20 protein-coding genes are annotated in these 25,954 nt (G+C 52.1%); 11 read left to right on the forward strand and 9 right to left on the reverse strand.

The features are described from left to right. Positions 1 to 5 precede the first annotated feature (5 nt). From V2154_RS08180 to V2154_RS08200, 5 genes are read right to left on the reverse strand one after another with little or no spacing between them, the layout of a single operon-like run. The gene (locus tag V2154_RS08180) at positions 6 to 2,033 is read right to left on the reverse strand and encodes a CocE/NonD family hydrolase (RefSeq protein ID WP_353501802.1); all 2,028 of its coding nucleotides are present in this window, start codon (positions 2,031 to 2,033) and stop codon (positions 6 to 8) included. Beyond that, on the reverse strand, positions 2,030 to 3,682 hold the full coding sequence (locus tag V2154_RS08185) for an ABC transporter ATP-binding protein (protein ID WP_353501803.1): 1,653 nt from the start codon (positions 3,680 to 3,682) through the stop codon (positions 2,030 to 2,032). Before V2154_RS08185 ends, V2154_RS08180 begins: the two co-directional genes overlap by 4 nt. Continuing rightward, a complete protein-coding gene (locus V2154_RS08190; protein WP_353501804.1) occupies positions 3,679 to 4,521 on the reverse strand; it encodes an ABC transporter permease in 843 nt (280 codons plus the stop codon). Before V2154_RS08190 ends, V2154_RS08185 begins: the two co-directional genes overlap by 4 nt. A gap of 12 nt (positions 4,522 to 4,533) precedes the next feature. Next, positions 4,534 to 5,481 (reverse strand): ABC transporter permease, encoded by a 948-nt coding sequence (locus tag V2154_RS08195; protein WP_353503949.1) that lies wholly within the window; start codon positions 5,479 to 5,481, stop codon positions 4,534 to 4,536. Further along, positions 5,481 to 7,064, reverse strand: a complete 1,584-nt coding sequence (locus V2154_RS08200; protein ID WP_353501805.1) for an ABC transporter substrate-binding protein — start codon at positions 7,062 to 7,064, stop codon at positions 5,481 to 5,483. The genes V2154_RS08195 and V2154_RS08200 overlap by 1 nt, the downstream gene beginning before the upstream one ends. A gap of 328 nt (positions 7,065 to 7,392) precedes the next feature. Between V2154_RS08200 and V2154_RS08205 the strand changes: the two genes are divergently transcribed. Continuing rightward, positions 7,393 to 7,668 carry a CBU_0592 family membrane protein gene (locus tag V2154_RS08205; protein ID WP_353501806.1) on the forward strand — a complete coding sequence of 92 codons (276 nt, stop codon included), beginning with the start codon at positions 7,393 to 7,395 and terminating at the stop codon, positions 7,666 to 7,668. Between the two features lie 674 nt (positions 7,669 to 8,342). Here the strand turns inward: V2154_RS08205 and V2154_RS08210 are convergent. Beyond that, on the reverse strand, positions 8,343 to 9,236 hold the full coding sequence (locus V2154_RS08210; RefSeq protein ID WP_353501807.1) for a LysR substrate-binding domain-containing protein: 894 nt from the start codon (positions 9,234 to 9,236) through the stop codon (positions 8,343 to 8,345). Between the two features lie 30 nt (positions 9,237 to 9,266). Beyond that, entirely contained in the window at positions 9,267 to 10,685 is a 1,419-nt protein-coding gene (locus tag V2154_RS08215) for an aminotransferase-like domain-containing protein (protein ID WP_353501808.1), read from the reverse strand. 166 nt (positions 10,686 to 10,851) lie between these two features. Here V2154_RS08215 and V2154_RS08220 point away from each other — a divergent pair, with 166 nt between their 5' ends. Continuing rightward, the gene (locus V2154_RS08220; protein ID WP_353501809.1) at positions 10,852 to 11,124 is read left to right on the forward strand and encodes a DUF1127 domain-containing protein; all 273 of its coding nucleotides are present in this window, start codon (positions 10,852 to 10,854) and stop codon (positions 11,122 to 11,124) included. A 148-nt stretch (positions 11,125 to 11,272) separates the two neighbouring features. Here the strand turns inward: V2154_RS08220 and metG are convergent, their stop codons facing one another. Continuing rightward, positions 11,273 to 13,306, reverse strand: coding sequence for a methionine--tRNA ligase (metG, locus tag V2154_RS08225; protein WP_353501810.1), 2,034 nt, complete (start codon positions 13,304 to 13,306; stop codon positions 11,273 to 11,275). A gap of 185 nt (positions 13,307 to 13,491) precedes the next feature. On the opposite strand from metG, the gene apbC reads away from it, so the two are divergent. The 4 genes from apbC to asmA all read left to right on the forward strand — a co-directional run bounded on the left by apbC (position 13,492) and on the right by asmA (position 17,903). Continuing rightward, entirely contained in the window at positions 13,492 to 14,589 is a 1,098-nt protein-coding gene (apbC, locus tag V2154_RS08230; RefSeq protein WP_353501811.1) for an iron-sulfur cluster carrier protein ApbC, read from the forward strand. Positions 14,590 to 14,735: 146 nt separating this feature from the next. Next, a complete protein-coding gene (udk, locus tag V2154_RS08235) occupies positions 14,736 to 15,377 on the forward strand; it encodes a uridine kinase (RefSeq protein WP_353501812.1) in 642 nt (213 codons plus the stop codon). 54 nt (positions 15,378 to 15,431) lie between these two features. Then, positions 15,432 to 16,013: a dCTP deaminase gene (gene dcd / locus V2154_RS08240; protein ID WP_034789874.1), complete on the forward strand. Its 582-nt coding sequence runs from the start codon at positions 15,432 to 15,434 to the stop codon at positions 16,011 to 16,013. 48 nt (positions 16,014 to 16,061) lie between these two features. Continuing rightward, the gene (gene asmA, locus V2154_RS08245; protein ID WP_353501813.1) at positions 16,062 to 17,903 is read left to right on the forward strand and encodes an outer membrane assembly protein AsmA; all 1,842 of its coding nucleotides are present in this window, start codon (positions 16,062 to 16,064) and stop codon (positions 17,901 to 17,903) included. Positions 17,904 to 17,979: 76 nt separating this feature from the next. Here asmA and V2154_RS08250 read toward each other — a convergent pair whose 3' ends face one another. Then, positions 17,980 to 19,569, reverse strand: coding sequence for a TerC family protein (locus tag V2154_RS08250; RefSeq protein WP_353501814.1), 1,590 nt, complete (start codon positions 19,567 to 19,569; stop codon positions 17,980 to 17,982). A gap of 449 nt (positions 19,570 to 20,018) precedes the next feature. Between V2154_RS08250 and galU the strand changes: the two genes are divergently transcribed. The 5 genes from galU (at position 20,019) to V2154_RS08275 (ending at position 25,919) form a co-directional block, all read left to right on the forward strand. Then, positions 20,019 to 20,906, forward strand: a complete 888-nt coding sequence (gene galU, locus V2154_RS08255) for a UTP--glucose-1-phosphate uridylyltransferase GalU (protein ID WP_353501815.1) — start codon at positions 20,019 to 20,021, stop codon at positions 20,904 to 20,906. 531 nt (positions 20,907 to 21,437) lie between these two features. Then, positions 21,438 to 22,385 (forward strand): NAD-dependent epimerase/dehydratase family protein, encoded by a 948-nt coding sequence (locus V2154_RS08260; RefSeq protein WP_353501816.1) that lies wholly within the window; start codon positions 21,438 to 21,440, stop codon positions 22,383 to 22,385. After that, complete coding sequence (locus V2154_RS08265) at positions 22,385 to 23,419, forward strand: MraY family glycosyltransferase (RefSeq protein ID WP_353501817.1); 1,035 nt, start codon at positions 22,385 to 22,387, stop codon at positions 23,417 to 23,419. Before V2154_RS08260 ends, V2154_RS08265 begins: the two co-directional genes overlap by 1 nt. After that, positions 23,419 to 24,003: an acetyltransferase gene (locus V2154_RS08270; RefSeq protein ID WP_353501818.1), complete on the forward strand. Its 585-nt coding sequence runs from the start codon at positions 23,419 to 23,421 to the stop codon at positions 24,001 to 24,003. Before V2154_RS08265 ends, V2154_RS08270 begins: the two co-directional genes overlap by 1 nt. Before the next feature lie 29 nt (positions 24,004 to 24,032). Beyond that, positions 24,033 to 25,919 carry a polysaccharide biosynthesis protein gene (locus V2154_RS08275; protein ID WP_353501819.1) on the forward strand — a complete coding sequence of 629 codons (1,887 nt, stop codon included), beginning with the start codon at positions 24,033 to 24,035 and terminating at the stop codon, positions 25,917 to 25,919. Positions 25,920 to 25,954 lie beyond the last annotated feature (35 nt).

Genomic DNA, 25,954 nt, shown 5'->3' on the forward strand with positions numbered 1-25,954 from the left:
CCGTGTTAGCGAGGAATACGCTCGTGCCAGTACTTGGTGAACTCTTCTTCACCATTCAGGCTGACCACCATATCGCCACTGACGATAAAATGGGTCAGGTCGCTGCGCATCTCTAAAGTGATCACCGCCTCAATCTGCCAGCCCTCGCGGCCAATTTTCATGGTCTGGGTGAGCAGATAGCGCGCCGACAGCGGGTCAGCATTGCCGACCACCAGCTCACGGCGCAGGTTGTGGTCTACAGTGGTATCAATGTCGTCGAAACGATAAACCCCTTCGCCAAACACGCCGCCTTCGCCATTGGTGACGCTGGTCCACTCATCCGTCAGGAAGTCGTAACTGATCGAACGGTCAACGCGGCCTTGAGTCAGCACGGTTTGCGGCGTCGGCGCGGCGCTTTGCGGCTCTTTGATGGGGCCGTCAATCACCAGCGGCTGGTGGCACACCGGCAGCGAAAGCTGGGCGCTGTGCAGGTCGAGGGTTAGGGTGGCGGCTTCCGGCATTGGCCAAATCATCGGCCAATAGGTGGTGGCCAGCGACACCCGCAGACGGTGGCCGACTTCGAAACGATGGGCAATGCCGTCCAACTGTACCGGTACCCGCACTTTCTGCCCCGGCACCAGCGTTACAGATTTATCATGCCCCTGTAAGTGACTCAGATTCAGCCAGCCGTGGGTTACGCGATTGACCGCGCCCTCTGGCGAGACGTCCGACAGCCGCACGTAGAGCATGGCGGCCGGTTTATCACTGCTCAGCTCGACGGTGAACTGCGGGAAGCCGAAGACAGACAGCGGCTCTGCCAGCGGCTGGCCCTCAAAGATTTCGGCATTGCCGTCATCCACCCGCTGGTCCGGCGGCGTTTCACCCAGCACGCCCGCGCCCATCCATTCACCGGCCATCAGGCCGTGGTTCTGCGGCGAGCAGATGGAAATCACGCCGGCTTCTGCGTCCGGGTGAGCATTCAACTGCCCGCGCGTTAGCCAGCGAGGCTCATGAGTCACATTGCTGGCAGTGCCTTTATCAAAGCCGACCCACTGGCCTTTGCTCACCGGGCGCTGGGCCGACGGCGGCTGGCTGTCTTGCAGCCAGGCTTGCACCATCGGGCCGTCCATTGCGGCGTTTTGTTCGCCTTTCAGCCAGTGATCCCACCACTGTACCGCCTCTTGCAAGAAGCCAATCGCCGGTTCCGGCGTGCCGTCCTGCGGGTAAATATGCGCCCACGGGCCAATAATGGCGCGGCGCGGCACCTGCAAGTTGTCCATCAGGCGGAACACCGCGTTGCTATAGGCATCTGCCCAACCACCAATGGCTAACACCGGGCATTGAATCGCCGACCAGTCCTCGCAGACGGAACCGTGCTGCCAGTAGCGATCGCGCAGCGGGTGTTCCATCCACAATGCCGGGAAGAACGGCATGTTTTCGAGGCGATTGAGCCACTCGTTGTACCAGCCTTCGCCGACCAGCGCCGGGTCAGAAGGGCGGCTCTGATAAGCCAGCATGATGCCGCCCCACCAGAGGTTGTCATTGAGCAGGCAGCCGCCTTTGTAGTGAATATCATCGGCGTAGCGGTCGTCGGTGGAGCAGACGGTGATCACCGCTTTTAGCGCCGCCGGGCGACGTGCCGCCACCTGCAAGCCGTTAAAGCCGCCCCATGATTTCCCCATCATGCCGACATTGCCGCTACACCACGCCTGCTGGGTGATCCACTCAATCACTTCCAGCGCGTCGTCCTGTTCTTGCATCAGATATTCATCCGCCAGCAGCCCGTCGGACTCGCCGCTGCCGCGCATATCCACGCGCACCACGGCGTAGCCATTACCGGCGAAATAGCCGTGCATCGGCTCGTCGCGGGTGCGGGTTCCGTCTCGTTTACGGTAGGGAATGTATTCCAAAATGGCCGGAACCGGCTGGTCCGCCGCACTGTCCGGCAGCCATAAACGGGCGGCGAGGCGGGTGCCGTCGCTCAGTTTGATCCACAGATGCTCGATGGTGGTCACCGAATGCGGGAACTCAGTAATAATGCGTTTTGTGGTCATAGTGCGCCTGTCAAAGATGTCTTGTCGGAAGAAGAGGAGGAACGCAGCGCCAGCACGTCGTCCAGCCAGTCGGTGCGCATTTCTGGCACTGAGGTCAGCAGTTTTTCAGTGTACGGATGCATAGGCGGGCTGAACACCACGCGGGTATCGCCGCTGGCAACAATGTTGCCCTGATACATCACCGCTACCTGATGGGCAATGCGCTTCACCGTGCCGAGGTCATGGGTGATGAACAGGTAGGAAAGCCCCAACTGCTCTTGCAGGCGGCGCAGCAGGTTAAGTACCTCTTCGGCCACCAGCGGGTCGAGCGCCGAGGTGGCTTCATCGCAAATAATTAGCTCCGGCTGGGCCGCCAGCGCGCGGGCGATACAGACGCGCTGCTTCTGGCCGCCGGACAGCTCGCCCGGATATCGGTCAATCAGCTTCAGCGGCAGTTCGGTCAGGGTCAGCAGCTCTTCCACCTTGGCTCGCACTTCGCGTTTACTCAGCCCGAAGTAGAACGCCACCGGGCGACCAATCAGCTCAAGAATGGTCTGGCGCGGGTTGAGCGCCACGTCCGGTAGCTGATAGATCATCTGAATGCGGCGCAGCGTCTCTTTCTGCCGCTGTTGGTAGAGCGGCGAGAGGGTGACGCCGTCGAACTCGACGCTGCCTTGGGTATCCGGCAGCAGGCCAACCAGCGCGCGGGCGAGGGTACTTTTGCCGCTACCCGACTCGCCAATCACCGCCAGCGTTTTGCCGCGCGCCAGTTGCAGGTTGACGTCATTGACCACTTTCTTGCCGTTGTAGCCGGTACTCAGCTGTTTGATGGTCAGCAAAGCCGCCAGGGCTTCTGGCTGCGCGGCGGTCACGGTTTCTGCCGCGTGTTCGCGCTCGGCCACTAAGCGGCGGGTGTACTCCTCTTTTGGCGAGCTAAGGATCTGCGCAGTATTGCCGGTTTCCACTTCTTTGCCGTGGCGCAACACCATAATGCGGTCCGCCAGCTGGGCCACCACCGCGAGGTCGTGGGTGATGTACAGCGCGGCGGTGTTGAACTCGCGCACCAGCTTGCGCAGCATCACCAGCACTTCAATCTGAGTGGTAACGTCCAGCGCAGTGGTAGGTTCATCCATCACCAGCAAGTCAGGCTTGCAGGACATGGCCATGGCCGCCATCGCGCGCTGCAACTGGCCGCCAGAAAGCTGGTGCGGATAGCGTTTACCAATGTTTTCCGGGTCCGGCAGATCCAGCGAGCGGAACAGGGTGATGGCCCACTGGCGGCTCTCTTCTTTACTCATCAATCCGTGGCGAATCGGCCCTTCGCACACCTGTTTTTCAATGGTCAGTGCCGGGTTGAAGGCCGCCGCCGCGCTCTGTGCCACATAGGCCACGCGGCGGCCGCGCCACTGGCGTTTGACTCGCGCGGGTTGGGAAACAATATCGGTGCCATCGACAATCACTTCGCCGCCGCTGATCCGGCAGCCCTGTCGCGCATAGCCCAGCGCGGCTAAGCCAATGGTGGATTTTCCCGCGCCAGATTCGCCAATCAGCCCGAGGATTTCGCCTTTCGCCAGCGTGAGGGAGATGTCCTGCACCAGCGGCGAGCCGTCGAGGGTTTCGATGCGCAGCCCGCGCATTTCGAGGATCAGGTCTTGCTTGTTGTCCGTCATGCTTCTTCTCCGTGCGGCAGGCTGTTGCGGGCCAGTAGCCAGTCAACTACCAAATTGACGCCAATGGTCAGCAGCGCGATGGCCGCAGCCGGGTAGAGCGGCGCGAACTGACCGAAGTTAATCGCCTGCGCGTTGTCGCGCACCATGCTGCCCCAGTCGGCGTAAGGCGGCTGAATGCCCAAGCCGAGGAAGCTCAGTCCGGCGATAAACAGGAAGGTGAAGCAGAAACGCATGCCGAACTCGGCCAGCAGCGGCGGCATGGCGTTGGGCAGGATCTCTTTGGTTAGCACCCAGCGCAGTCCTTCACCGCGCAGACGAGCAGCTTCGACATACTCTTGGCAAACAATGGCTTGCGCCACCAAACGCGCCAAACGGAAAACCCGGGTGGCGTCGAGCAGGGCGATAGTCAGCACCAGAACCGGAATGGAGGTGCCCATCACGGACAGTACCATCAGGGCGAAAATCAGCACGGGAATCGACATCACGGTATCGACAATGCGCGACAGCACCACGTCCACCCATTTGCCATAAATCGCCGCCGCGAAGCCGCTAATAATGCCAATAATGAATGACGCAATGGTGATGGTCAGCGCGATGGCGATGGTGGTGCGAGCGCCAAACAGAATGCGTGAAAGCATGTCGCGCCCCAAACTGTCGGTGCCGAACGGCGTGGCCGCCGAGGGTAATAGCCAGATATCACCCACCTGTTCGGTTTCGCTGTGCGGCGCGATCCACGGGGCGAAAATCGCCGCCAGCAGATTGACCGCAATAATCACGATGCCAATCCATGCTGACAGCGGGATGTTGCTGATAAATGAAGCTTTATGCGAATGATTCATGTTGCTCCTGCCTTAGCGCGCGTGGCGTAAACGTGGGTTACACCAAATCGCCAGCAAATCAGCGGTGGTATTGAGGAAGATGTAGGTGCCGCCAAACAGCAGGCCGCAGGCCTGAACCACCGGCAGGTCGCGCTTGGTCACGGCGTCAACCATGTACTGGCCAATACCCGGATAGACAAACACCACTTCCACCAGAATCACCCCCACCACCAGATAGGCAAGGTTAAACGCGACAACGTTAATGATTGGCGCGAGGGCGTTGGGCAGGGCGTGGGACACCACAATCCGCCAGCGCGACACGCCTTTCAGCACCGCGCTCTCAATGTACGGGCTGGACATCACCGCCGTCACCGAGGCGCGGGTCATGCGCAACATGTGGGCCAGCACCACCAGCGTCAGCGTCAGCATCGGCAGAGTGCAGACGTAGAGCTGGTCGACGAACGAGGAGCTGGGGTCGACCATCGCCAGGCTGGGGAACCACGTCAGGCGAATGGCGAAGGCGATCACCAGCACGTAGCCCACGAAGAACTCCGGCACCGAAATGCTGATGAGGGTCAGGGTATTGGCCAGTCGGTCGAAGATTGAGCCGCGCCAAATGGCGGACGCAATCCCCAAGCCGACGGCCAGCGGGATGGCGATAATGGCCGCGTAACCGGCCAAAAATAGGGTATTCCCCAGACGCGGCAGCAGCTCGTTGCCGATAGGTCTGCCATTCGCCAAAGAGTTACCTAAATCACCGTGCAGAATTCCCACCAGCCAGTGCAGATAGCGCAGCACGGCCGGCTCGTCCAACCCCAGTTGCAGGCGCAGCGCCGCCACGGTTTCCGGCGTGGCGCTCTGGCCGAGAATGGCGGTTGCCACATCCCCTGGCAGCATTTCAGTTCCCACAAAAATCAGCAGTGAAACCAGCCAAAGCGTGCCTACCCCAAGCAGCACGCGTTGTAAAATCTTCTTCTTCATCATGCCTCCAGCCAGACGCGCTCGGCCAGACGACCACCCATGAAGTTGAACATCGGATGCGGTTTAATTCCGCCGACTTTTTTGTTGGCGGCGTCAAGATAGTCGCCAAACAGGGGGATCATCGCGCCGCCGTTATCGCGGACAATGCTTTGCAATTCGCCATAGATTTCAGCGCGCTTGCCGTCGTCCAGCAGGGAGCGGGCTTGCAGCAGCAGGGCGTCGAACTTCTCATCTTTCCAGTGAGTGTCGTTCCATTTCGCCGTCGACTGATAGGCGGTGGAGAACATCTGGTCCGCCGTCGGGCGGCCGCCCCAGTACCCCATGCTGAATGGCGCTTTCATCCACACGTCGTCCCAGTAGCTGTCAGCGGGCTGGCGCTTGATGCTGACCTGAATGCCGCTTTTTTGCGCTTCCCCTTGGAACAGGGCGGCGGCATCGAGAGCACCGGCAAAGGCAGCGTCGGAGGAGGAGAGTTCGAGCTTGAGGTCAGTTAGCCCGGCCTTTTTCAGATAGAAGGCGGATTTGTCAGGGTCGTAGACACGCTGCTCAAGGCTGTGGTTGAAGAAGCGGTCGGTTTTTGGGATGGGATGGTCATTGCCGAGTGAACCGTAGCCGCGCAGCACCGTGTCGAGGATCTTCTGCCGGTCAATGCCGTGTTTAATCGCCATGCGCACGTCGTTGTTATTGAACGGCGCGACGCTACAGTCCATCAGGAAGGTGAAGTGCTGGCCGCCGGAGGAGCGCACGATGTTCAGCGCCGGGCTGCGTTTGAGGAAATCGACGGTTTTGAAATCGACGCGGTTAATGGCGTGAACCTGCCCGGAAATCAAGGCGTTGGTGCGCGCGGTTGGGTCATTGATGACGATGACTTCCACGGCATCCACGAAGGCGCGGTCTTTCTTCCAATAGTTAGGGTTGCGTTTAAACAGCGAGCGCACGCCCGGCTCGTATTGGTCAAACACAAAGCCGCCGGTGCCAATCGGGTGTGACCAGTCGGTAAAGCCGTTCGGCACCACCAGCAAGTGGTAGTCAGCCAGCAGGTACGGCAGGTCAGCATTTCCGCTCTCCAGCGTGATAGCGATTTGGTTGTCGCCCTGTTTGGTCAAACCGGTGATTGGCGAGAGCTGAGTTTTGATGGCGCTTTTGGTCTTATCGCCGCGATGCAGGTTGATGGAGTAAATAATGTCGTCGGCATCGAGTTTCTTGCCGTTATGGAATGTTACCCCGTCTTGCAGAGTGAATATCCATTCGGTTGCGCCCGGTTTGGCTTCCCAACCGGCAAAAAGTTCAGGAATCGCTTTGTTATTTTCATCTATTTCGACTAAACCGTTCATCAGCATATATGCCTGATTTAACGGAACCCAGTCGCTGAATAATGTGGGATCTAAAGAATCGCTGGTGTTACCGCCTGACATTCCCAATTTTAATACGCCACCTTTTTTTGGCTCGGCTGCAAAAGCAGACAGGGGGGAAAGACCATAGGCGGTGGTAATACCCATAGCAGCAGCGCTGGTAATAAAGCCGCGGCGGCTGAGTTTTGCATCCTGCATTAATTGCGTCAAAGCGGAATTTTTATCTTTCATCTAATTATCTCCGGGGTGGCGAAAACCTGTTATCTCCAGGCTCTTGCGTCTTGTCTCAAGGTTGGCCGCGTTCATTCGCCTGAAACACTTACGCAGGTAAGCTAACCGGGGTTTGTTCGCATGCTGCCTTGATTCAACGCGAAGGGCATAGGGGATAGGCGCAGGTGAAAAAAGGAATAATTTATATTTATTGCTTAGTGATTTATATCAAAACACTCTGATGAATTTGCATGAGAATTTATCATGAGAGTATGCGAAAAATGCGCGGCAGAACACCCTGAAACGTTTTATTTTGCCTGTATCTGAATTCGGCGAAGGGAAATAACCGTTGGACTTCCATACCCTGATTGGCTTAATTGGCGTCTTTTGCTACCTGCTGGCATATGCACTAGTTCAAATGCGCAAACTAGCAGTAGATGCTGATATTTATGCCTGGCTTAATATTATTGGCGGCACCTTTGGTCTCTACTCCCTGAGCCATGATTTTAATTTGGCGTCTTGTATTTCCCAGTCATGCTGGTTGTTGTTTACCTTAATTGGGATGCGAGCGGCGCGGAAACGCCGTTATTTAGAGAAGAATAAAATTCCAGAAATTGAGATTTAAAACGCAGTTAAGAATTTTGGTAAAATTAATGAAAAGTTGGGGTTTGAATTCAAAACATTGCGTTGCCACGCAAACTGGCCTTTAAGGTCAAGGTCGTGCGCTGCCGCCACACCGGCCTTAAGGGGCGCCTATCGCCGCGCCCCTTAAGAATCCCCGGCTCTTTACTGCGCGCTATCGCTCGTTGGGAGGACGTGTTTCAGAGGCTTCCGTTATCCACCGCAAAATGTCGCCGCTTAGGCGGTGCCTTCGCTTCAGGCTTCGAGCCATAGGTCTCGAACCGTTCGCTCAGCGCCATTTTTGACTGCGGTTTTGAGGCATTTCAACCGTACCTTTTCAATGAGGTTTGGATTTGTTTTACGAATTGAATGGAAAGGTTCGGTGTAAATGCCAGTAGGTCGCGTTCAGAAGTGACGCCGAGGGAGTGGTTCGAGACCTATGGCTCGAAGCCCGAACTGAGGGAACCGCCTAAGCGGCGGCACTTCGCGACGATCACCGTGGCTGCTGAAACACGTCCATTCCGACCCTGCGAAGCCTCTGTCTCACAACAGGAAAAAACGCAGGGTTCCAAGGGAGGCGCGTTTACGCCTCCCTTGGTCGGTGTGGGCCGACGCCCACGACCTTGACCTTGACCTTGGGGCCAGTTTGCAACACATCGCAAAGTCGCGATTTTAGGTTTACTGGCTTTGCAAAAGCCATTCGATCACCCGTCGAATGACGGGCCTCAAATACCTGTCTTGCGGCGTCAAAATATAACATTTGCCGTCAGCGGCCAGCTTGCCCGGATGGGCATGGACCAGCTGTCCGTTATCGACATAATCCTGCACTAAGCCTTCCCAACCGAGCAAAATTCCGTCGCCGAGAACGGCGGCTTGCACCAGAAACGGGTAGTTGTTGGCTCGCCACGTCTGCCTTGGGGCGAAATGGTGCACGTCCTGCGAGGTAAACCAGTCGCGCCAGCCGGTCCATTCGCGCTGGGGATCGTCTTGAATTAACAGCGTGTGATTGAGTAATTCGGCGGCGTCGGGGTCGGCGGGAAGCTGGCGTAAAAACGCAGGTGAGCACATCGGATAACAGACTTCGTCGAACAGCGGCACGGCGTGATAGCCCGCGGGCGGGGTGCGCAGGTAGAAAATCGCCAGATCAAACTCTGAGGATTTAAGGTCAGAGAAGCTGTCCGAAATCTTCATGCGGATCTGCAAATCCGGCATCAATCCGCGCAGAGCCGAAAGGCGCGATGAGAGCCAAAGGCTGCCCATCGCGCTGGTGCAGGCCAGCGTCACCTGCGGCAGGCCGCTCCAGCCCATCACTTCGGCAGTGGATTGTGAAATATCACCCAACAGCTTTCGCACCTGCTCGGCGTAAATCTCCCCGCGAGGCGTCAACGTCACCTTGCGCTGGCTACGCTGAAACAGCTTGCAGCCCAGCATCTCTTCTAACTGCAAGATTTGCCGACTGATGGCGCTTTGCGTCAGATTTAACTCATCCGCCGCGCGTGAAAAACTGCAATAACGTGCAACACATTCAAAGGCCACCAAGGTGTTTAGGGGTGGTAAAGGTTCTATCTGCACGTCTTTATTCGCTCCAGTAGAGAGGCAGAATCAAAGTTCTGCCATCATTTCAGCAATGGTCTGCCCAATATGCTGCATGGCCTGCTCATAAGCCTCGGTTAGTGGCTGAGCATAGTTGATTCGCAGGCAGTTGCGATACTTGCCTGATGCAGAAAATATCGACCCGATCGCAATTTGCACTTTGTGGGCTTCCAGCAGGCGGTTGAGCCGCTGAGCGTCGAGGCGCTCATCGAGTTCAATCCACAGCATAAACCCCCCCTGCGGACGACTGACTCCCACGCCGCACGGGAAGTATTTACTCACCCAGCAGGTCATGGTGCAGAGGTTACGCTGGTACTGATTGCGCATTCTGCGCAGGTGTTGCAGGTAATGCCCCTGTTTGATGAAGTCGGTCAGGGCGATTTGCGGCAGGGTGGAGGTCGCGCCGGTGCTGATAAACTTCATATGTAAGGCACGATTGTGGTAACGCCCCGGAGCCAGCCAGCCGACGCGCAGGCCGGGTGCCAGGGTTTTGGAGAAGGAGCTGCACAGCAACACGCGTCCATCTTCATCAAAAGAGGTGATGGTCGCCGGGCGGGGATATTGATAGGCCAAATCGCCATACACGTCATCTTCAATAATGGCGATGTCATAGCACTGTGCCAGCCGTAGCAGCGCCTTTTTCCGCTCGTCGGGCATGTTGTAACCCAGCGGGTTATTACAGTTTGGCGTGAGTTGAATGGCTTTAATCGGCCACTGCTCAAGGGCCATTTCCAAGGCTTCAATACTGATGCCGGTCACCGGGTCAGTGGGGATCTCCAGCGCCTTCATGCCGTAGCCTTTGAGGGTCTGCATCGCGCCGTGGAAGCTCGGAGAGTCAACCGCCACGATATCGCCGACGTCGCAAACTGAGCGAATCGCAATGGAAAGGGCCTCGTGGCAGCCGGTGGTGATCAGTATATTGCTGGCGTCCATGTGGCTGCCGCTATCAATCATCAAACGGGCGATTTGCTCACGTAACTCCAGCGCGCCATAAATAGTGTCGTATTTCAGCGCCAGCAGATTTTGATGCTGTCCGGCGCGGGACATCGCTCGGTTCAGGGGGCGCAGAGTCGGGGCGGTGACATCCGGCGAACCGCGCCCGAGCTGAATAAAGCCCGGTGTATCTTGCTGGGTTATCTGTTCTAGCACCTGATCCCACTGGCTGATATCCACCGGACGCTGAGTCGGGCGACAGACGGCGGGCAGTGCCGCCTGCGGCCGGGCGGAGGTGACGAAATAGCCTGATTTCGGCCGCGCCTCGACCAGCAGTTTCTCTTCCAGCATGCGATACGCCTGCTGAACTGTACTGATGCTCACGCCATGTTCACTGCTCAGGATACGCACCGAAGGCAGGCGCTCCCCGGCAGGATACAGGCCTTGCTCGATGCGTTCGCTCAGCACATTGGCGAGATTTTCATAGCGATTCACTTTTTACTCCCCACTTGTTGAAAATAAAACCAGTACAGATGCGCTTAATCTAGCCCATAAACTGTCATTCATTCCACTGCTGTATGGTTTAAATATCGATTATCTGAATCTGTAATGTATTTCGCGCTCATTGCATTCTATGGCGACAGGGTAAATAGGGGATGTGATGATGAAAAACGTGAATAAAGAACGCCAATACTGTGAGTCTGATTGCGCCGTGGGCGCGGGTCCGGTAGTCAGCAAAGCCATTGACGAGGCACCCGCCAGAGCCGATAGCTGGATGGCCAGGTCAGTACAGTTTGTGATGATGTGGAATGAGAAACGCATTCAGCGCAACATTCTGAACGGGCTGACAGATTGCCAGTTGAAAGACATTGGCTTAAGTAAGGCGGATATTGAGAAAGAGCACGGGAGGGTATGGCCGACATGGCCGAAGTGAGAGTAGGGGTGAGATTTGCCGCATTGAGCTTTGAATTAAACCACTCCTCATCCAGCCTTCTCCTCTGAGAGGAACAGAACGCCACCCATAAAAAACCGGTGAGGATCGCTCCTCACCGGTTAGGTCTTTGCCCAAAACCCAGACGGGTTTATTTCACCTGCATGCCCGGCTGTGCGCCAGAGTCAGGGCTGAGCAGGAAGATCTCTTTGCCGCCAGGGCCTGCCGCCATCACCATGCCTTCGGACACGCCGAAACGCATTTTGCGCGGGGCAAGGTTGGCGACCATGATGGTCAAACGGCCTTCCAACAGCTTTGGATCTGGGTAAGCGGAGCGAATGCCAGAGAAAATCTGGCGCGATTCGCCGCCCAAATCTAACTGCAGGCGCAGCAGCTTGTCAGAGCCTTCTACGAAATCAGCACTTTTAATCAGCGCAATACGCATATCCACTTTCGCGAAATCATCAAAAGTGATGGTTTCTTGAATCGGCGCGTCAGCCAGCGGGCCGGTGACGGTTTTGGATTTCTCTGCGGCGATATCTTCTTTCGATGCATCCACCATGGCGCTCACTTTATCCAGCTCAATACGATTGAACAGGGCTTTGAACGGGCTGACTTTGTGTGACAGCAGCGGCTGAGCGATGCCGTCCCAGGTCAGTTCAGCATTGAGGAAGGCCTCAGCGCGTTCAGTCAGCGATGGCAGTACTGGTTTTAGATAAGTCATCAGCACGCGGAACAGGTTGATACCCATGGAGCAGATCGATTGCAGGTCGGCATCGCGGCCTTCTTGCTTCGCCACAACCCAAGGCGCCTGCTCGTCAACATAGCGGTTTGCCAAGTCGGCGAGGGCCATAATTTCGCGAATGGCGCGGCTTGACTCACGGCTGGCGTAAGCTTCGGCAATGCTTTCGGCGGCATCGACGAAGGTTTTGTACAGCGCTTCATCAGCCAGTTTGTCAGAGAGAACGCCGTCGAAACGCTTATTAATGAAGCCCGCGTTGCGAGAAGCCAGATTGACCACTTTGTTGACGATGTCAGCATTTACACGCTGCACGAAATCTTCCAGATTCAGGTCGATATCGTCGATACGCGAAGAGAGTTTGGCGGCGTAGTAATAACGCAGGCAGTCGGCGTCCAGATGGTTCAGATAAGTGCCGGCCTTAATAAAGGTGCCGCGAGACTTAGACATCTTCGCGCCATTGACCGTGACGTAGCCGTGAACGAACAGGTTGGTTGGCTTGCGGAAATCACTGCCTTCCAGCATGGCTGGCCAGAACAGGCTGTGGAAATAAACGATATCTTTACCGATGAAGTGGTACAGCTCTGTGGTGGAATCTTTTTTCCAAAACTCGTCGAAGCTCAGGTCTGGGCGACGATCGCACAGGTTTTTGAAGGAACCCATGTAGCCAATTGGCGCGTCCAGCCAGACGTAGAAGTATTTGCCCGGCGCATTAGGGATTTCAAAGCCGAAGTAAGGGGCGTCGCGGCTGATGTCCCACTGTTGCAGGCCAGACTCGAACCACTCTTGCATCTTGTTCGCCACTTGCTCTTGCAGTGCGCCGGAGCGGGTCCAGGCTTGCAGCATGGCGCTGAATTCAGGCAGGTCAAAGAAGAAGTGCTCGGAATCACGCAGTTCTGGCGTCGCGCCGGAAACCACGGATTTAGGCTCGATAAGCTCTGTCGGGCTGTAGGTAGCGCCACAGACTTCGCAGTTGTCACCATATTGGTCCGGAGATTTACACTTCGGACAGGTGCCTTTAACGAAACGGTCCGGCAGGAACATGCCTTTTTCCGGGTCGTACAGCTGGGAAATGGTGCGATTCTTGATGAAGCCGTTTTCTTTTAGGCGACCATAGATAAGCTCGGACAACACGCGGTTCTCGTCGCTGTGTGTCGAGTGGTAGTTGTCATAGCTGATACCGAAGCCTGCGAAATCTTTTTGATGCTCCTGGCTCATTTCGGCGATCATCTGCTCCGGTTCAATTCCGAGCTGCTGAGCTTTCAGCATGATCGGCGTACCGTGCGCATCGTCAGCACAAATGAAGTGAACTTCGTGGCCGCGCATTCGCTGGTAACGGACCCAGACGTCAGCCTGGATGTGCTCGAGCATGTGTCCGAGGTGAATAGATCCGTTGGCGTACGGAAGTGCACAGGTTACCAAAATTTTTTTCGCGACTTGAGCCATAGTAAGAGCTTGCTTTCTTTAGTTGAAATCAGGGGTATTGATGTTAACCGAAACGGCCTCCCTGCGTAAACAAGCCGTACACCCTGATCGACAAGAGCCTTGCGCGGTTACTGAATTCAGCGGGTTTTGAGTATATGCTACGTAAAATATCAATGTCGTTTAATAACATGCTTCAAGGAGCCGGGATGACATCTCAATCCCCCGAGGGGCTACGCGCCCTGGTGGCCAGCGTACTGTCCACTTTTACTCATTCCACCCTGCAAAAAGATTTAGTGTCGATCAAAGCCGTGCACCACTGCGCGTTGATGGACGGCGTGCTGCATCTCGATTTAACCCTGCCTTTCGTCTGGCAGAGCGGCTTTGATGCGCTGAAAGAGCAAACCAGCGCTGAACTGCTGCGCGTGACCGGGGCGAAAGCGATTGAATGGCGGCTGCGTCATGACGTCGCCACGCTGCGCCGCGCCAACGATCAGCCGGGCATCAAAGGTGTGCGTAACATTATTGCTGTCAGCTCCGGCAAGGGCGGGGTGGGGAAATCCACCACGGCGGTAAACGTCGCGCTGGCGCTGGCGGCCGAAGGCGGCAAAGTGGGCATTCTCGATGCGGATATTTATGGCCCGTCGGTGCCCAACATGCTGGGTACCGAGTCCGAACGCCCAACCTCGCCTGACGGCGTGCATATGGCGCCGATCATGGCTCACGGGCTGGCGACTAATTCCATTGGTTATCTGGTGACGGATGACAATGCCATGGTATGGCGCGGCCCGATGGCCAGCAAAGCACTGATGCAAATGTTGCAAGATACCCTGTGGCCGGATTTGGATTATCTGGTGATTGACCTGCCGCCGGGCACGGGGGACATCCAGCTGACCCTGTCGCAGAATATCCCTGTAACGGGCGCCGTGGTGGTGACCACGCCGCAGGACATCGCGCTGCTCGACGCCATGAAAGGCATTGTGATGTTCGAGAAAGTGAAAGTGCCGGTGCTGGGCATTATCGAAAACATGAGCATGCACATTTGTAGCCAGTGCGGGCATCATGAGCCCATTTTCGGCACCGGTGGTGCAGAAAAGCTGGCAGAGAAATATCGCTGCGAACTCTTGGCCCAAATGCCGCTGCACATTTCACTGCGCGAAGACTTGGATCGCGGCGAGCCGACGGTGGTCTCCAACCCGCAGAGCGAATTTACCTTAATGTATCGTCAGTTAGCTGCGCGCATCGCTGCTCAGCTCTATTGGCGAGGGGATGCTATCCCGACAGAAATCGCCTTCCGGGCGGTTTAACGTCCAAAGTCTGCTAATAATTGCCCGATGCCAGAGTTTACCGTCCTAAATGCTGGCATCGGCAAGGTGTTGTACCTATAATTGGCGCGATCAAAGCACCGTCCCCGTGCTTGCCCTTCAAACTTCCAAATCAGGTCTTTAATTTTATGTCTGACAAGCACCATCAGTGTGTCATCGTAGGTATCGCTGGCGCATCTGCCTCTGGAAAAAGCCTCATTGCCAGTACCTTATATCGTGAACTTCGTGATCAGGTGGGTGATGAACACATCGGGGTTATTCCAGAAGATTGCTACTATAAAGACCAAAGCCACATGACCATGGAGGAGCGGGTTAAAACCAACTATGACCATCCCAGCGCCATGGACCACAATTTATTGTTCCAACACCTGCAGAGTCTAAAGGCAGGGCATGCTATTGAGTTGCCGAGCTACAGCTTTATCGAACACACCCGACTGGGTGAGACGGTGACCCTGAAGCCCAAAAAAGTGATCATCTTAGAAGGCATACTGCTGCTGACCGACGTCCGTTTACGTCAAGAGATGAACTTCTCGATTTTCGTCGACACGCCGCTGGACATCTGCCTGATGCGCCGTATGAAGCGCGACGTCAACGAGCGTGGTCGTTCGATGGATTCCGTCATGGCGCAGTATCAGAAAACCGTTCGCCCGATGTTCCTGCAATTCATTGAACCTTCTAAACAATATGCAGATATCATTGTCCCTCGTGGCGGTAAAAACCGAATTGCGATTGATATTCTTAAAGCGAAAATTAGTCAGTTCTTCAATTAATGGCCAAGGTTTCACCAGACCATTTTCAGCAGCAACAACACGGAGAGAGAAACGATGAGACTGTGCGATCGAGACATCGAAGCCTGGCTGGACAGCGGAAAGTTAGCGATTTCCCCGCGCCCTCCCATCGAACGAATCAACGGGGCAACGGTTGATGTCCGGCTGGGGAATGGATTCCGCGTCTTTTTAGGGCATAACGCCGGTTTTATCGATCTTAGTGGCCCGAAAGATGAAGTCAGCGCCGCGCTGGATAAAGTCATGAGTGACGAAATCGTTTTGCCAGAAGGCGAGGCGTTTTTCCTGCATCCCGGCGAGCTGGCGCTCGCCGTGACTTTCGAAACCGTTTCTATTCCCGATGACTTAGTTGGCTGGTTGGATGGACGTTCTTCACTTGCTCGACTAGGGTTGATGGTTCACGTAACGGCTCATCGTATCGATCCGGGCTGGAAAGGCCGAATCGTGCTGGAGTTCTATAATTCAGGTAAGTTGCCTCTGGCACTGCGTCCGGGCATGCTCATCGGCGCGCTGAGCTTCGAGCCGCTTTCTGGCCCCGCTGCTCGTCCTTACAACAGCCGCCAGGATGCCAAATATCGCGACCAGCAGAGTGCAGTTGCAAGCCGTATCGACAAAGACTGATTCAGGTCTTTACCCGAGTTGCTGTGGGTAAAAGGGCAAGAGGAAGGCATGAGAAGACTACTGACAACGCTGGTTATATTGCTGGTGGTGATTATTGCAGGAATGACCTCGCTGGTATTTTTAATTAATCCCAACGATTTCCGCCAGTACATGGTAGACCGTGTCGAGCAGAAAAGTGGTTATCAACTGGCGATTCGCGGTGATTTACGCTGGCACGTTTGGCCTCAGTTAAGCATTATCGCCGGCCAAACCTCGCTGACTGCGCCGGGTGCGAAAGCGCCGGTCGTCACGGCCGAAAACATGCGTCTTGATGTCAAACTCTGGCCTTTGCTTTCCCATCAGTTAGCCGTGCGCGAAGTGATGTTGAAAAACGCGGTGGTGCGATTAACACCGGACAGCGAAGCCGACGTGCCGGATGCTCCTGTAGCCCCGACATCAACGGTTCAGCCTCCTTCTGAATTAGAAGCTGGCTGGAAATTTGATATTGATAAAATCAGCGTGGCGGACAGCCTGCTGATTTGGCAGCGCGGTGAAAACGACCAAATTAATGTGCGCGACATTAATATGCAGCTTGAGCAAAATGCGCACCGTCAGGCTACTCTTGAGCTTTCCAGCCGCATTAATCGTAATCAGCGCGATCTCGCCTTCTCCATGTCTGCCGACCTGGATATGCAAAAGTATCCGCAAGAGTTCTCCGCCGATATTAATAAATTTAGCTATCAACTGAGTGGAGCGGATATTCCGGCGAAAGGTTTGCAGGGTTCGGGAACCATGCAGGCAAACTATCATCGCGACACGCAGCGCCTGACCCTCAGCCAGCTAGCATTGACGGCCAATGATAATCAGTTGAGCGGCAACGCGGCGGCGACCCTGTCCGATACCGGCGATTATCAGGTTAACCTGGATGCCGCCAAGCTGGACCTTGACGCTTTATCAGGCTGGCAGCCGAAAACGCCGGATCAAACGTCTCAGGCGGCTCGCGCCGTGACTTCTGCGCCGGTTATCGCGCGCAATGTTAGCGACCAGCCGAATAACTTCAGTATTCTCAACAGCTTTAACGCAAATGTCGCGCTGAAGGTGGCCGATCTCACTTATCGCGGCCTGAAAATTCAAGACTTCCAGCTGTTGGCTACCAATCAGCAGGGTAAAGTTAATCTGCAAACCCTGAGTGGCAAAATGGCATCGGGCGATTTCTCCCTGCCAGGCAGTATGGATGTCACCGGCAAGCTGGCGAAAATCAACCTGCAGCCGATTGTGAATAATATCGAGCTGGGTCAGTTGCTGGTCGCTTACGGCCTGCCTGAAGCGCTCACGGGGAAATTCACCCTGCGCGGCGCGGTGAATGGCAGCGGTTTATCGTCGTATGATTTTAGCCATAGCTGGGCGGGTAAAATGCATATGTCGATGGACGATGCGCGACTTAACGGCATGAATATTCAGCAATTAGTGCAACAAGCCATTGCCCGTAACAACAACAGCGTGCAGGGCCTGGAACGCTATGACCATTACACGCAGATAAAGTCGCTGCAGGCAGAGGGTGTGCTGAACAAGGGGACGCTGACGCTATCCAATCTGATGGCTGAGTCTGAAATGTTAAATGCTAAAGGCGATGGCAAGATTAACTTTGCTGATAAGCAGTGTGATTTGACGCTTGGTGTGCGGGTCACTGGCGGCTGGAAAGGTAACAATAATCTTATTCAGCGTTTGCAAAATACCGACGTGCCTTTGCGAGTCTATGGCCCTTGGTCGCAGTTGAACTATCAGCTGCAGGTAGACCAGATCCTGCGCAACCAGTTACAAGATGAAGCCAAAAGCGCTATCCAAAATTGGATTGATAAAAACAAGAACGCCAAAGAAAACAAAGAGCTGAAATCCATTATCAATAAGTAATTGAAGGTATATTAAGCCAGCAAAATGTGAAAGGGCCTCATGATGAGGCCCTTTTTGTATTTAAAATTCGCAGGAATTAGACCTCGTAATCATCACTATTGGGTGGGGCAAGGGGTGTAACCCTAACTTTTAAAATGCGATGACTATTCACTTCCAGAATTTCAAACTGATAATCACCAATAGTCAGTTTGGCACCCTCCTGTGGAACCACTTGAGCGTGTTCCATCAGCAATCCGGCCAGTGTGTGGTAATCGCGCTTTTCTTCCATAGAGAGGGGAATGTGCATCACGACATCTTCTAATGGCATGGAACCACTCACCACCCAGCTGCCGTCTTCGCGTTGCTCAATATCATCATCTGGGTCTGCGTCTGCGATTTCATGGTTCTCCGGCAGATTACCGGCAATGGTTTCCATCACGTCAGTCAGCGTCACCACACCCTCAACGGAACCAAATTCATCGACAACAAAGGCAAAGTGGGTTTTCGCCAGGCGGAACTGTTCTAACGCTTTTAGCAGGGAGAGTTGCTCGGGGAATATGAGCGGCTGGCGAATCAGCGCCTTCAGGTCTAACTCGTTGTGCAGCAACTGCTGCTTGAGCAGGTCAATAACATGCACCACGCCAAGAGGTTCGTCGGTGGAACTGTCTTCAGTGACCAGAATGCGAGTGTGCTGATTGTCGGCTATTTGCTGGGTTAATACGTCGACGGGGTCATTCAACTCGAGGTTATCAACGTCGTGGCGGGAGGTCATGATACTGCTGACGCTGCGCTGGGCGAGCCCAAGAACGCGCTCAATCATATGGCGTTCTTGCTGATTAAATATTTCGTTGCCCTCGGTATCTGAAATCATGTTGGAAGAGTGCGTGTCGAGTTCTGCTTCTTCATGCTTACCGCGCAACACCCGCAGTACGGTATCAGCCGTCCTTTCTCGCAAAGAGCGGCTGGATGAGAGAAATCGTCGCCGGTTGAACTGCGCCAGTTGATTCAGGGCCTCAATCATCACCGAGAAGCCAATCGCCGCGTAGAGATAGCCTTTCGGGATATAGAATCCGAAGCCCTCGGCAACCAGACTAAAACCAATCATCAGCAGGAAGCTCAGGCACAGGATGACGATAGTGGGGTGAGCATTGACAAAACGGGTCAGAGGCCGGCTGGCGAGCAGCATCAGCAGGATGGCGATACACACCGCCGCCATCATCACGGCCAGGTTATCAACCATGCCGACGGCGGTGATCACCGAGTCGAGGGAGAATATCGCGTCGAGCACCACAATTTGTGCGACGACTGCCCAGAACTTCGCCCCGGAACGCTGCGCGCTATGCTCTTCATCCTTGCCTTCTAGCCGTTCGTTAAGCTCCATCGTGGCTTTGAACAGCAAAAAAATCCCACCCAGCAGCATGATGATGTCGCGAGCGCTAAACGAATGAGAGAACAGGGTGACCAAGGGGCGGGTGAGGGTAGCCAGCCAAGAGATGGACGCCAGCAGCAGTAAACGCATTACCAGCGCCAGCAGCAGGCCCGTCACGCGCGCCCTGTCACGCTGCCGCTTAGGCAGTTTATCCGCCAGAATGGCAATAAATATCAGGTTATCAATGCCTAAAACAATTTCCAGAATGACCAGTGTAGCGAGCCCGGCCCAAATTGACGGATCGACGATCCATTCCATAGCTATTTTTTACCTTTAGGTTTAATGACGTGAGTTACATGTGAATGATGGGTGTCATGGCGTGAAAACTCAACTTTTCCCAACCTGCGGAGTAGGGCGAGTATCATCCATCAGGTTACTGCAGAGGCAGAGTACGTTGATATAAGGTTTATGAATGACTCATAAATCATCAAGAATCGGTTAGAAAAAACGCGAACGAGGGAAACATTCTTAAAATTCAGCGTTTCGCTTACCGTTTGGGAAAGCTTACTGGTATCGTATCACCAAGTTAAAAATCGGTGTTTATTAGCTTTATGTGCTCCCCCGTTAAGGTTTGAAGGTCTATACTAGTGGGATCACGTGGAACGACACAGAATTGCTAAACGGTTTCAGTGCAGTGAGCTAGGTGAGTGCTAATATTCTGACTGGCTGAACTTCCAAACTATTGGTTTCAAGGAGTATCCTTTACAATGTTAAAAGCTGTTATCCCTGTTGCCGGTCTTGGCACACGCATGCTGCCAGCAACCAAAGCGATTCCCAAAGAAATGTTGCCGATCGTAGACAAGCCTCTTATCCAGTACATTGTGAACGAATGTGCCGCTGCGGGTATTAAAGAAATCATCTTGGTTACGCACTCTTCCAAGAATGCGATCGAAAACCACTTCGATACCTCTTTTGAATTGGAGAGCATGCTCGAGTCGCGCGTTAAGCGCCAGCTGCTGGAAGAAGTTCAGTCAATCTGCCCGAAAGGCGTGACTATCATGAACGTGCGTCAAGGGCAGTCAAAAGGCCTGGGCCACGCTGTGTTGTGTGCAAAACCACTGATCGGCAATTCTCCTTTCGCCGTCATTCTGCCAGACGTTCTGATGGATGACTCAACAAGCGATCTGCGTAAAGACAACCTTGCAGCCATGCTGCGTCGCTTCGAAGAAACCGGTAACAGCCAGGTTATGGTTGAAGAAGTGCCGGAAGAAGATGTGTCTAAATACGGTATCGTTGACTGTAACGGCGTTGAAGTTGAGCCAGGCGAAAGCGCACCAATGACCGCAATCGTCGAAAAACCCGATCAGAAAGATGCCCCATCTAATCTGGCAGTAGTAGGGCGTTACGTCTTCTCCGAAGATTTGTGGCCACTGCTGGCAGTCACCCCTTATGGCGCAGGCAACGAAATTCAGCTGACCGACGCTATCGCATTGCTGATGAAGAAGAAAACGGTAGAAGCTTTCACCATGACTGGCCGTTCACACGACTGTGGCGACAAGCTGGGTTATATGAAAGCCTTCGTTGAGTATGGCATCCGCCATCCTTCACAGGGCGCAGCATTTGAGACTTGGTTGAAAGAGTTTACCGCTAAGTAATCATAGGTCTCACATAATATTCCAAGCACCATATACATGGTGCTTTTTCATTCAGTATCTATGATTATTTTCACTAAAAGATACGTCTACTCATAGCCTAATTGTGTGATATTTAGGATAATTGCGACTTGCTATAAGTGATGTTAAGGGTAAAATTCTCAACGATTTACTCACCCCAGCAGCACGTGAAATTTCAAGACTTTATTAAAAACAATAAGTGCATTGGTAGCTTAAGAGCCAAGGGCGGTAGCGTGCCTAAGACTTTACATTCCTTAACTAGCAATCAACCTGTCTGAAAATTCCTCAAAGTTTCTAGAACCTACCCATGAGTAAGAATGATTCAATAAATAGGCCACGTTTTGTCGTCAACGATCATATTAGCGATGTCTAGATGGCCTATTTATTAAATTTTATTCTGATAGAAAAATTGAGTATTTAATAAAAGTGAGACAGCACCGCTGCTCTATTTTCACTACACAATATTGTGCATCAATACTGAACTTGCACTAATAGCATTCAAAAGGGCTCAGGGTGAAAATTCTTATAACAGGCGCGACAGGATTCGTCGGAAGCAATCTTTTCAAAACATTAGAAGCAAGAAACCATCATGTTGTCGGTACTACCCGCCGGGGGCCGGAGGGGGAATCTTCAAACCTGATCAATGTTGGTGAGATTTCGGAAAAAACGGATTGGTCTGCAGTACTGCAAGGTTGTGATACGGTTGTTCATACCGCCGGACGTGCACATATTCTTGATGATCGTGCCGAAGATAAGCTCGCTGAATTCCGTAGAGTGAACTGTGCTGCAACCTTGAAGCTTGCGCATGATGCACAGAAAGCCGGGGTTAAACATTTCATCTTTATTAGTTCGATTGGTGTAAATGGCAATAAAACTGAAGGTAAACCCTTTAATGAACTATCAACACCTCAGCCGACTTCAGACTATGCTATCTCAAAATTAGAAGCAGAGCAGGCTCTTCAGTCACAGTTTGCTAATAGTACAATGTCTATTACGATCATTCGACCAGCATTAATTTGTGGCGAAAATGCTCCCGGAAATATCCGTCGACTTCTAAAAATTGTTGAAAGCGGCTTACCTCTACCTTTTAAAGGGCTTAAAAATAAGCGCGGCATGGTATCACTGGACAATGTGGTTAGCTTTGTTGTCGCGTGTATTGAAAATGAATTAGCTAAGAATGAACTCTTTGTTCTTGCTGATAAAGATGCCCCAAGTACTGAGGAAATAGTTAAAAGCTTTTCTCTAGGTATGAATAAGCCTTCTCGTGTTATCTGGTTTCCTTCAAGTATATTAGGTGTATTACTCACCTTAGTTGGCAAGAAAAGTCTTTATGAACAACTTTATGGTTCTCTTGAAATTGATGCCAGTAAAAGCACTCGTTTACTAAATTGGCAAGCTCCAGTAACGATTTTTGAAACAATGGAAAGAACAGCTAAATATTATAGCAAGGGAAACAAATAATGTTTGAAATAATCATTGCCATTGCGACCTTTATTTTGTCGTTTGCACTTACTTGGGGATTGCGAGTTTATGCATTAAAGAATAACGTGATTGATGTTCCTAATCAGCGCAGTTCGCATTCCACTCCAACACCACGCGGTGGTGGTGTAGCAATTGTTATTAGTTTCCTTATAGGTTTATTAGTATTAAAAGTTATTGATGCTATTTCCTTAACTCAGCTAGCATCACTTTTCATCGCTGGGCTGATTATTGCGATCGTCGGTTTTCTCGACGACCATGGTCATATAGCTGCCCGCTGGCGTTTGTTAATGCATTTCCTTGCAGGTGCGTTTGGGCTGTTTTTCCTGGGACAATTCCCCTCTATCGATCTGTTTGGTTATACGCTTAATGCTGGTTGGGCTGGAATGGTCTTTGGATTAGTCTATCTGGCTTGGATGCTAAACCTCTATAATTTCATGGATGGCATTAATGGATTAGCAAGCATGGAGGCGATAACATTTTCCTTATCATCATGTGCTCTGCTTATTTTAGCTGTGCCTGAAGCATTAAAAACAAGCCAATTTACCATGCTATTGCTGTTAGGCTTTGCAGCATTAGGGTTCATTTTCTGGAACTTCCCTAAAGCAAAAATTTTTATGGGGGATGCAGGTAGTGGCTTTTTGGGAATAACTATCGGTCTCATTGTTCTCCATGTTGCCACGTTAAACAGTAATTTGTTTCTAGCAGAGATTACATTATTAGGAATATTTATTGTTGATGCTACTGTGACTCTTTTACGCCGTTTATTCGCTGGGAAAAAAGTATATGAAGCTCATGCTAGTCATACTTACCAAATTCTAGCTAGAAAATATGGAAGCCATAAAACAGTTACGTTAGCTGCATTGATTATCAACCTCCTATGGCTCGCACCTATTGCAATGTTTATTGCCACTGGCTCAATGACTGGTGTGATTGGCATTTTGATCGCATGGTTGCCGTTGATAGTTGTTGCATACTTATGTGGGGCAGGAGTTAAGGACCGGGTAAATGTGTAATGATAGTTAATTCACTCCTTATCCTTGGTGCTGGTGGGCACGGTCGTTCAATTTATGAAATGGCTATTTCTTTGGATTTGTTTACTCATGTGGCTTTTCTAGATGATGGCGCTCATTCTGCGGAGCAAGCCCTAGAAAAAAATATTATTGGCCGAATACATAAACTTTGTGAATTTGCGCCGAAGTATACTCATGCTGTCGTGGGGATCGGCAACAATAGTGTTCGTGAAACATTGCAAAGTAAGGCAATGGATGCTGGATTGATTATTTCAACCCTTATACACCCCAGAGCTATGGTGAGCCCGTCAGCGCAAATAGAAATGGGTACAGTTATTCTGGCCGGAGCTATTATTGGAGCGAATGTAAAAATCGGAAAGGGCGTCATTGTTAATTGTCAGACAGTTGTTGATCACGATGGCGTACTCGAAGATTTTTCCCATCTAGGCGTGGGGGTCAGTTTGGCAGGAAATAGTCTTATTGGTAGAAGTGCTTTTGTACAGGCTGGTTCAAGTGGTGGATATAATTGCCATATTGAACCCTATGCCAAATGTGCTCCTGGAACAGTTTTAGAAACTAGAGCTTGATGCTCTGATACTCTACTCGGTTTAAAACTATGCTTACGTTCTTACTTTCGTTACCAAGGCCGGTGAAAAGGATTATTACACTGGCTATTGATGTAGTGCTGTTGTTGTGCGCCTTCTGGTTTGCATTTTGGGTGCGTATTGATTCAATGACGCCAGTATCAAGTTTGCCGCATTGGATTTTAATCCTTTCTATTGTTTTTGTTACGCTAATATTCTTTATCAAACTTGGTCTATATCGTGCGGTCATTCGATATATTACAGCTAAGATATTGGTCGCTGTAGCGATTGGCATGATAGCCTCATCTATGCTGCTAATTATATCTGCGTTCTACACCAATTTATTCTTACCACGTACTGTTCCAATCATTTATTTTGCCTTTGGGCTATTGATGATCACCGGTTCCCGTCTGACTCTAAGGATGTTAATTAACCGTGGACTGAAATTGGGCACAAAAATCATCATCTATGGTGCGGGTGCTTCAGGAAGACAGCTGTTACCAGCTTTGAGTCAGGCATCCGAATATTACCCCGTTGCCTTTGTCGATGATAATCCGCGCCTTCAGGGGACCGTAATGCATGGCGTAACGGTTTACTCACCTAAGAAAATGGCATGGTTAGTCGAGAAATATGAAGTCAAAAAAATCCTTCTCGCTATGCCGAGTGCAAGCCGGGCGCGTAAAAATGAAGTTATCAAGCAATTAGAAGGTCTACCTTGTGAGGTATTGTCCATCCCTGGGATGGTTGATCTGGTTGAAGGTAAAGCAAGTATCGATACTCTACGTAAAGTATCCATTACCGACTTACTTGGGCGTGATCCTGTTGACCCAGTTCCAGAACTTATTGCGCGTAATATCCTTGATAAATCGGTAATGGTAACCGGTGCTGGTGGTTCGATTGGCTCCGAGTTGTGTCGTCAGATTCTACGCAATTCACCTCAAGCTTTAGTGCTTTATGAAGTATCTGAATATTCTCTTTATGCAATTGAACGCGAGCTTGCTGAGATTATTAAATCTCAGAATCTAAGAACTACGCTCTATCCTATCCTTGGTAATGTTCAAGACCAAGAGCATTTAGAAAGAGTATTGCGTAGCTTCAAAACTGAAACTATTTACCATGCTGCAGCGTATAAGCACGTGCCATTGGTGGAATATAACGTTACTGATGGTGTGCGCAATAACGTATTTGGTACGCTTGCTTGTGCCCAGGCTGCTATAGCCTGTAACGTCCCTAAATTTGTCCTGATATCAACGGACAAAGCAGTACGACCGACTAATACCATGGGGGCAACTAAACGCTTAGCAGAATTAGTTCTCCAAGGGCTGTCATCTTCACAGGGTACGACATGCTTTAGCATGGTTCGTTTTGGAAATGTGTTAGGATCATCTGGTTCTGTAGTGCCGCTTTTTGAAAAGCAAATAAGTGCTGGCGGTCCTATCACTCTAACTCATCCAGATATAATTCGTTATTTCATGACTATTCCTGAGGCAGCACAGTTAGTTATACAGGCTGGGGCAATGGGTAATGGCGGCGACGTTTTTGTTTTAGATATGGGGGAACCGGTAAAAATTATCGATCTCGCACATAGAATGGTTACGCTGAGCGGCCTCAAACTCCGTGATGCTGAACACCCTACAGGCGACATTGAAATTAAGACGACGGGTTTACGACCTGGTGAGAAGCTTTTTGAAGAGTTACTCATTGGGGAAAATGTGATGAATACCCTCCACCCGCGCATCTTGACTGCGAACGAAGTGATGATGCCTTGGGCTGAATTGACTGATTTCCTACAGCAATTGAATGAGGCATGTAGCCGTTTTGATCAGCAACGCATTCGTGAACTATTGCTTGCAGCACCCACTGGATTTACACCAACAGATAAAATCTGTGACGTTATGTGGCTTAATTCTAAGGTTTAATTATTGTTAAAGCATTTATAATTTAATTAGTTACA

The sequence above is a fragment of the Ewingella sp. CoE-038-23 genome, from assembly GCF_040419245.1.
GTDB lineage: Bacteria > Pseudomonadota > Gammaproteobacteria > Enterobacterales > Enterobacteriaceae > Ewingella > Ewingella allii.